The 6,219-nt window shown below is 66.7% G+C and carries 4 protein-coding genes and 1 pseudogene; 3 read left to right on the top strand and 2 right to left on the bottom strand.

Translation table 11 applies throughout. The annotated features are described in order from the left end of the window. The first annotated feature begins 9 nt into the window (after positions 1-9). The 3 genes from TFC3_RS25670 to TFC3_RS25680 all read left to right on the top strand — a co-directional run bounded on the left by TFC3_RS25670 (position 10) and on the right by TFC3_RS25680 (position 2,697). Entirely contained in the window at positions 10-861 is an 852-nt protein-coding gene (locus TFC3_RS25670) for a glutamate ABC transporter substrate-binding protein (RefSeq protein ID WP_067504960.1), read from the top strand. A 250-nt stretch (positions 862-1,111) separates the two neighbouring features. Continuing rightward, positions 1,112-1,786: an amino acid ABC transporter permease gene (locus TFC3_RS25675; protein ID WP_067504963.1), complete on the top strand. Its 675-nt coding sequence runs from the start codon at positions 1,112-1,114 to the stop codon at positions 1,784-1,786. Further along, positions 1,783-2,697 carry an amino acid ABC transporter permease gene (locus TFC3_RS25680; protein WP_067504967.1) on the top strand — a complete coding sequence of 305 codons (915 nt, stop codon included), beginning with the start codon at positions 1,783-1,785 and terminating at the stop codon, positions 2,695-2,697. Before TFC3_RS25675 ends, TFC3_RS25680 begins: the two co-directional genes overlap by 4 nt. Positions 2,698-2,912: 215 nt before the next feature. Here TFC3_RS25680 and rny read toward each other — a convergent pair whose 3' ends face one another. Beyond that, positions 2,913-4,625: a ribonuclease Y gene (gene rny / locus TFC3_RS25685; protein WP_067504969.1), complete on the bottom strand. Its 1,713-nt coding sequence runs from the start codon at positions 4,623-4,625 to the stop codon at positions 2,913-2,915. A gap of 900 nt (positions 4,626-5,525) precedes the next feature. Further along, positions 5,526-6,219 (bottom strand): annotated as a pseudogene (locus TFC3_RS25690) (hypothetical protein); the annotation flags it as partial.

Consider the following 6,219-nt stretch of genomic DNA (forward strand, 5'->3'; position numbering starts at 1 on the left):
AGCGTGACGATGCGCATCACCCGTTTGACGGCGGTAGTTGGGGCCTTCGCCCTGGCGATGGCCGCGGCAGCATGTGGCGGCGACGACAGCGGGTCGGGTTCGGCCAGCGGCATCGTCGGCAAGGCCAGCAAGGACAAGAAGCTGGTGTTCGGCGTCAAGGCCGACCAGCCCGGCCTGGGCCTGCAGACCGGCGGCACCTACACCGGCTTCGACATCGAGATCGCGAAGATCATCGCGAAGGGGCTCGGCGTGCCGGAGTCCGGCATCGAGTACAAGACCACGGTGTCGGCCAACCGTGAGCCGTTCATCCAGCAGGGTCAGGTCGACCTGGTCATCGCGACCTACACGATCAACGACGAGCGCAAGAAGGTCGTCAACTTCGGCGGTCCGTACTACATCGCGGGTCAGGACCTGCTGGTGCGCACCGACTCGACGATCGCCGGTCCCGAGGGCCTGGCCGGCAAGAAGGTCTGCTCGGTGTCCGGCTCCACGCCGGCCAAGCGCATCCAGACCGACTACAAGGACGCGTCGCTGCAGCAGTTCGACTCGTACTCCAAGTGCGTGCAGGCGCTGGCCAACAAGACGGTGGACGCGGTTACGACCGACGACATCATCCTGGCCGGTTACGCCGCTCAGGACCAGTACGCGGGTCAGTTCAAGGTGGTCGGCAAGAAGTTCAGCGACGAGCCGTACGGCATCGGCGTGAAGAAGTCCGACTCCGAGGGCTGCAACAAGATCAACGAGATCCTGAAGGCGTCGGCGAGCGACGGCTCGTACAAGGCGGCGTGGGACAACACGCTTGGCAAGAGCGGCACGGCGGCGCCCACCCTGGACGTCACCAAGCTCACCAACTGCAGCTGATCATCCACTGCAAGCGGGGCGGGGCGCGCCCCCCCCGGTCCCCCCCCGCGCATCACAAGTTTCGGGGGGGGGGGAAGGGGGGGGGGGGGGGCCTCTTCCCCTTCACCAAAAACCGGCGCGGCGGCGCCCCCCCTGGACGTCACCAAGCTCACCAACAGCAGCTGATCATCCACTGCAAGGGGGGGGGGCCCGGCACACGCCGGTCCCGCCCCGCGCATCACAAGTTTTCAGGAGCGAGGAAGCGAGGGCGATGGACGTCTTCTCCGATTCAGCAAACATCGACACGTACGTCACCGGGTTTCTTTGGATCCTGAAACTCACCGCCGCCGGTGCCGTAGGCGCGCTGGTGCTGGGCGTGCTGCTCGCCGGGATGCGGGTCTCCCCCGTGCCGGTGCTGCGCGGCGTTGGCACGGCGTGGGTGAACATCTTCCGGAACACGCCGCTCACGCTGATCGTATTCTTCTGCTACTTCGGCCTGTACTCGGCGCTCGGGTTCGAACTGTCGGACGACATCGACACCAACAACTACTGGCTGGGTGTGGTCGGGCTCTCGGTCTACACCGCCGCGTTCGTGTGCGAGGCGATCCGCTCGGGCATCAACACGGTGCCGGTCGGGCAGGCCGAGGCGGCGCGCGCGATCGGCATGTCGTTCCTGCAGACGCTGCGGATCATCATCCTGCCGCAGGCCGGCCGCGCGGTGGTCGCGCCGCTGGGCAGCATCTTCATCGCGCTGGCAAAGAACGCCACCATCGTGGGCACGATCGGGCTGATGGAATCCTCGTCGGCGATGAAAGAACTGATCAACGCCAACGGTGACGCGGTGATCCCGATCTTCCTGGTCTTTGCCGGTACGTTCGCAGTGGTCCTGATCCCGACCGGTTACCTGTTCGGGTGGCTGGCCAACCGTCTGGCGGTGAAGCGGTGAGCGCCAACACCGACGCGGTCCTCTACGACCATCCGGGACCCAGGGCCAAGGCCCGTAACCTGATCCTCACGATCCTGTTCGGGATTGCCCTGGTCGCGCTGCTGTGGTGGATCTACAGCAAGTTCGACGAGAAGGGCCAGTGGGCGGCGCCGCTGTGGAAGCCGTTCCTCGAGGGCGAGACCTGGACCTCGTACATCCTGCCGGGCCTGTGGTCGACGATCAAAGCAGCAGCGGTGGCGATGGTGCTGTCGCTGGTCTTCGGCATCATCTTCTCGGTGGGCCGGCTCTCGGACCACTGGTGGATCCGCATCCCCGCCGGGGCGATCGTCGAGTTCTTCCGGGCCGTACCGCTGCTGCTGATGATGTTCTTCATCTTCTTCGGCATCCCGTTTTTGACCGAGCAGCCCATGCCGCCGTTCTGGGCGGTGGTGATCGGCCTGACGCTGTACAACGGGTCGGTGCTGGCCGAGGCGTTCCGGGCCGGGATCAACTCGGTGCCGCGCGGGCAGAGCGAAGCCGGGTACGCGATCGGCATGCGCAAGAGCCTGGTGATGCGGGAGATCCTGATCCCGCAGGCGGCGCGGGCCATGCTGCCGGTAATCGTGAGCCAGCTCGTGGTGCTGGTGAAGGACACGGCGCTGGGCTACATCATCGGCTACACCGAGCTGCTGCAGGACGGCGTCAACACGGTGGGCGCGAACTTCGGCAATATCGTGGCGGCGGCCCTCGTGGCGGCGGTCATCTACATCGCGCTGAACGCGTCGCTGACGTTCTTCGCCGGATACCTGGAACGTCGCAGTCGCCGCACCGGCAAGGCCCCGCGCGTGGGTGCGGCAGCCGGTCCGACCGAGGAGGCTACGCCCGTGGTTGCCCCGGGTGGCGGTTTGAGCGGTGGCGGCGGCATCGCCTGAGCACCACTTCGGCGACCGGTTCGGGCTTCGGCTCGGGCCGGGCGTTGTGCTTCTGGTCCTCGGGCTCCTTGGACCTTCTGAGCGGGACCGCTTACGCACGTTGCAGGGTGCGGGTGGCTGTTCTGGAGCGCCAGCTCCTCGGGCGCCCGTGCCCGGCCTCGGCGGGAGCAGCGATCTGTACCCCCCACCCCGCTACGACAGCCAGCCCTTGATTCTTATCTTGCTAGCTCCGTCACCCTGGATTCGCGCACTACTGTCACGCGGATCTGGCCGGGGTAGGTGAGTTCTTCTTCGATTTGCTTGGCGACATCGCGGGCCAGGACCGCAGCGCCGATGTCGTCCACGTCGTCGGGGCGGACCATGACGCGGATTTCGCGGCCGGCCTGCATGGCGAAGACTTTTTCGACGCCCACCTTGCCGCCGGCGATCTCTTCGATGCGCTCGAGCCGCTTGACGTAGGCTTCGAGGCTCTCGCGACGCGCACCCGGACGGCCACCGGAGCAGGCGTCCGCGGCCTGGGTCAGGACGGCCTCGATGGTTTGCGGCTGGACCTCGTTGTGGTGGGCCTCAATGGCATGGACAACATCATCGGACTCGCCGTACTTGCGGGCCAAGTCGGCGCCGATCAGAGCGTGACTGCCCTCGACCTCGTGGGTCAGCGCCTTGCCGATGTCGTGCAGGAACGCGCTGCGCTTCATCGTGGCGACGTCCAAGCCGAGCTCGGCGGCCATGATCCCGGCGATGTGGGCGGTCTCGACAAGGTGTTTGAGAACGTTCTGACCGTAACTCGTGCGGTAGCGCAACCGGCCCACGAGCGTGACCAGTTCCGGATGCAGATCGGTGATGCCGACGTCGACCAGAGCCTCCTCGGCAGCCCGCTCGCACAGCTTGTCGACCTCGTTCTTGGCACTCTCGAACACTTCCTCGATGCGGTGCGGGTGGATCCGCCCGTCGAGCACCAGCTTCTCGAGGGTGAGCCGGCCGACCTCCCGGCGTACCGGATCAAAACACGACAGCAGAACCGCCTCGGGCGTGTCATCGATGATCAAGTTGACCCCGGTGGTCGACTCGAACGCCCGGATGTTGCGGCCCTCGCGGCCGATGATGCGGCCCTTCATTTCATCGCTGGGCAGGTGCAGAACGCTGACCACGCTCTCGGCCGTCTGCTCGCTGGCGATGCGCTGGATGGCGTCGACCACGATGTGCCGGGCCCGGGTGTCGGCGGTGCTCTTCGCCTCACCCTCGATGTCGCGCACCAGGATCGCGGCTTCCCGCTTGGCCTGGCTTTCGATGGCCTCGACCAGCTCGGTGCGGGCCTGCTCCGCGGTGAGGTTCGCTACGCGTTCGAGTTCCTTCTTGTGCTGCTGGCCGGCCTCTTCGTTCTGGATTTCCTTCTCGGCCAGCTTCGTTTCCCGGTCGGCGAGTTCGGCGTCCCGCTTCGCCAGCCGGCGCTCCCGATCGACCAGCCGCTCGACTTCCTCGGCGTGCAGCCGCTCCCGCTCATCGATGCGGGCAGCCCGGCGCTCAACCTCGGCAGCCTGTTCCTTAACGGTCGTGTTCAGCAAGGCCACTTCGCGCTCACCACTGCGGCGTGCGGCGGATCGGACCTGCTCGGCATCGGACTCGGCCTGCCGGTGGGCATGCTCGAGGACCGTGTCGGCTTCCTCATGCGCCGACTCCAAAACCCGCTTCGCCTCGGCCCGGGCGGCGCTGGCTTCAGCCTTAGCTGCGGCAGCTTCAGCCCGTACGCTCGCGGCTTTCGCGTTCGCGTCATCAACCTTGGCCTTGGCCTGCTCCCGGGTCTGCTCCTCGGTACTACGCGACGATTGGATCCGCCGCAAAGCCCGGAACCCCAGAACCAGCCCGGCCGCCACAAAAGCGGCAAGAACGACGATCGCCACCACGAGCACCCAGATGAGGGCCGTCATCTCGCCGTCTCTCCCTTCGCCGCGCCGCAGGGGTTGCGGCCGGTCGTTGTGACCCTGCGATTGGTGCAGGGTCCGCGCGTACCTGTTGGCTGCCGGCCCGGTCCCGGTTCTCCGGGGCTGGCAGGACTGCAGGTTCGCACTTTGCGTGGGCCTGCTTGGTGCAGGACCGCGCTGGACGCGGGTAAGGGATGCCCGACCAAAGGCGGCTGACCGCGGGGGCCGTCGACCGACGGCTCGACTACCCGGCGCCGCTGGGAGTGGCGCGGGGGGCATCGTTGCCGGCGGAGGACCACTGGGTGGTGCTTGTCGTTGCTTCGTCCAGCGCTCGTGCGGTCGGCGAGCGCTGTCGCTGGTGCGGCGATCCTGACTACGTTGTCCGGGGCCGCGCTTCGGTGCTTTTGTCCGCCGCTGTCTGCCTTGGGGTGCTGGTTCGGCCGGCCGGTTCGGAGTTTGGGGCCCTTCTGCGGCACGGACTTACCTGGCCCCCTCCCCTGCGGGCCCTGATTACTGGCGGGTAGACGTTAGTGCTGGCGGTGGTGTGGCTCGGCTGCGGCTTCGCCGGGTGGCTGAGTCGTGGCTTCGCCGGGGTGGCTGGGCCTGGGGTGGGTCGCCGCCATCGCGGTGACGCCCTTGCTGGGCGCTACCCTCGGTGGCGGATGATCCGCCGGGGGGCGGTTTGCTGACGGCGATGGTGTCGCCGGGCTCACCGTCCGGAACCGGAAGTGATGCTGAAAAGTAATGAGATCTATGTTGTGCGCTTAGCCTGCAATGGTCGTACAAACCTTGGTAACGCGAGGCTAGGTCGCGAGTGCCGCTTCGGTCAAGGACTCATGATTCGGCGGGGGATGGGACGTACGGCACAGACATGCTCACGCCCTGCTCAGACCGGTGCCGGGCATTTCAGGCGTAGTCGGCCCAGACCTCGCGCAACGGATCCCACTTCTGGCCGATACCCTCTCTCCAGTACGCGAGCACATACGCCGCGACCGGAGTGGCCGAGTCATCCCACCAGATTCCGGCTACCGTCCGGCCCGAAACCTGGTACGCATACTCCACGTAGTTACCGGTAGTACGCCTCGAGGGCGCAGGCCGCTCCGCCACGGCGCCGACACCCGGAGTCAACTTGCGCGCGTCAACGTTCTGACCGAGCGTGGTAACCCGGGCCTTGTCCCGGTCGGCAGTGCTGGCGTACTGGACGAAGATCACACTCATCGCGTCCATCTCGCAGCGCACCCGGACCTTCTCGCCCTTGTTCAGCGCGGGACCGCTCTTTTCCCCATTCTTCGAGCACCCGGACAGCCGCGACAGCCAGCCTTCACTCACCGTGCTCAGGGGGCCGGTGAACTTCGGCTTGTTGAGCGCGATCTGGTTGCTCTCGTAGGCACCGGCCGAGGCACTGGGCTCGGGAGCCGCTGATGTAGCGAGCGCGGCTACCGGGGTGGTGCCCCTGTCAGGAGCGGTGGCGCGACCTAGGAACCAGCCCCCCGTACCGAAAACAAGCAAGCCTGCGACCAGTCCAGCGACTGCCGGAATGATGAAGCGGCCTTTGGGTTGCTTGGGGGTGGGTTCGATCCGGGGGCCGCTGTAGGAGCGG

Origin of the sequence: Actinoplanes sp. TFC3 (genome assembly GCF_001553785.1) — a bacterium.
GTDB lineage: Bacteria > Actinomycetota > Actinomycetes > Mycobacteriales > Micromonosporaceae > Actinoplanes.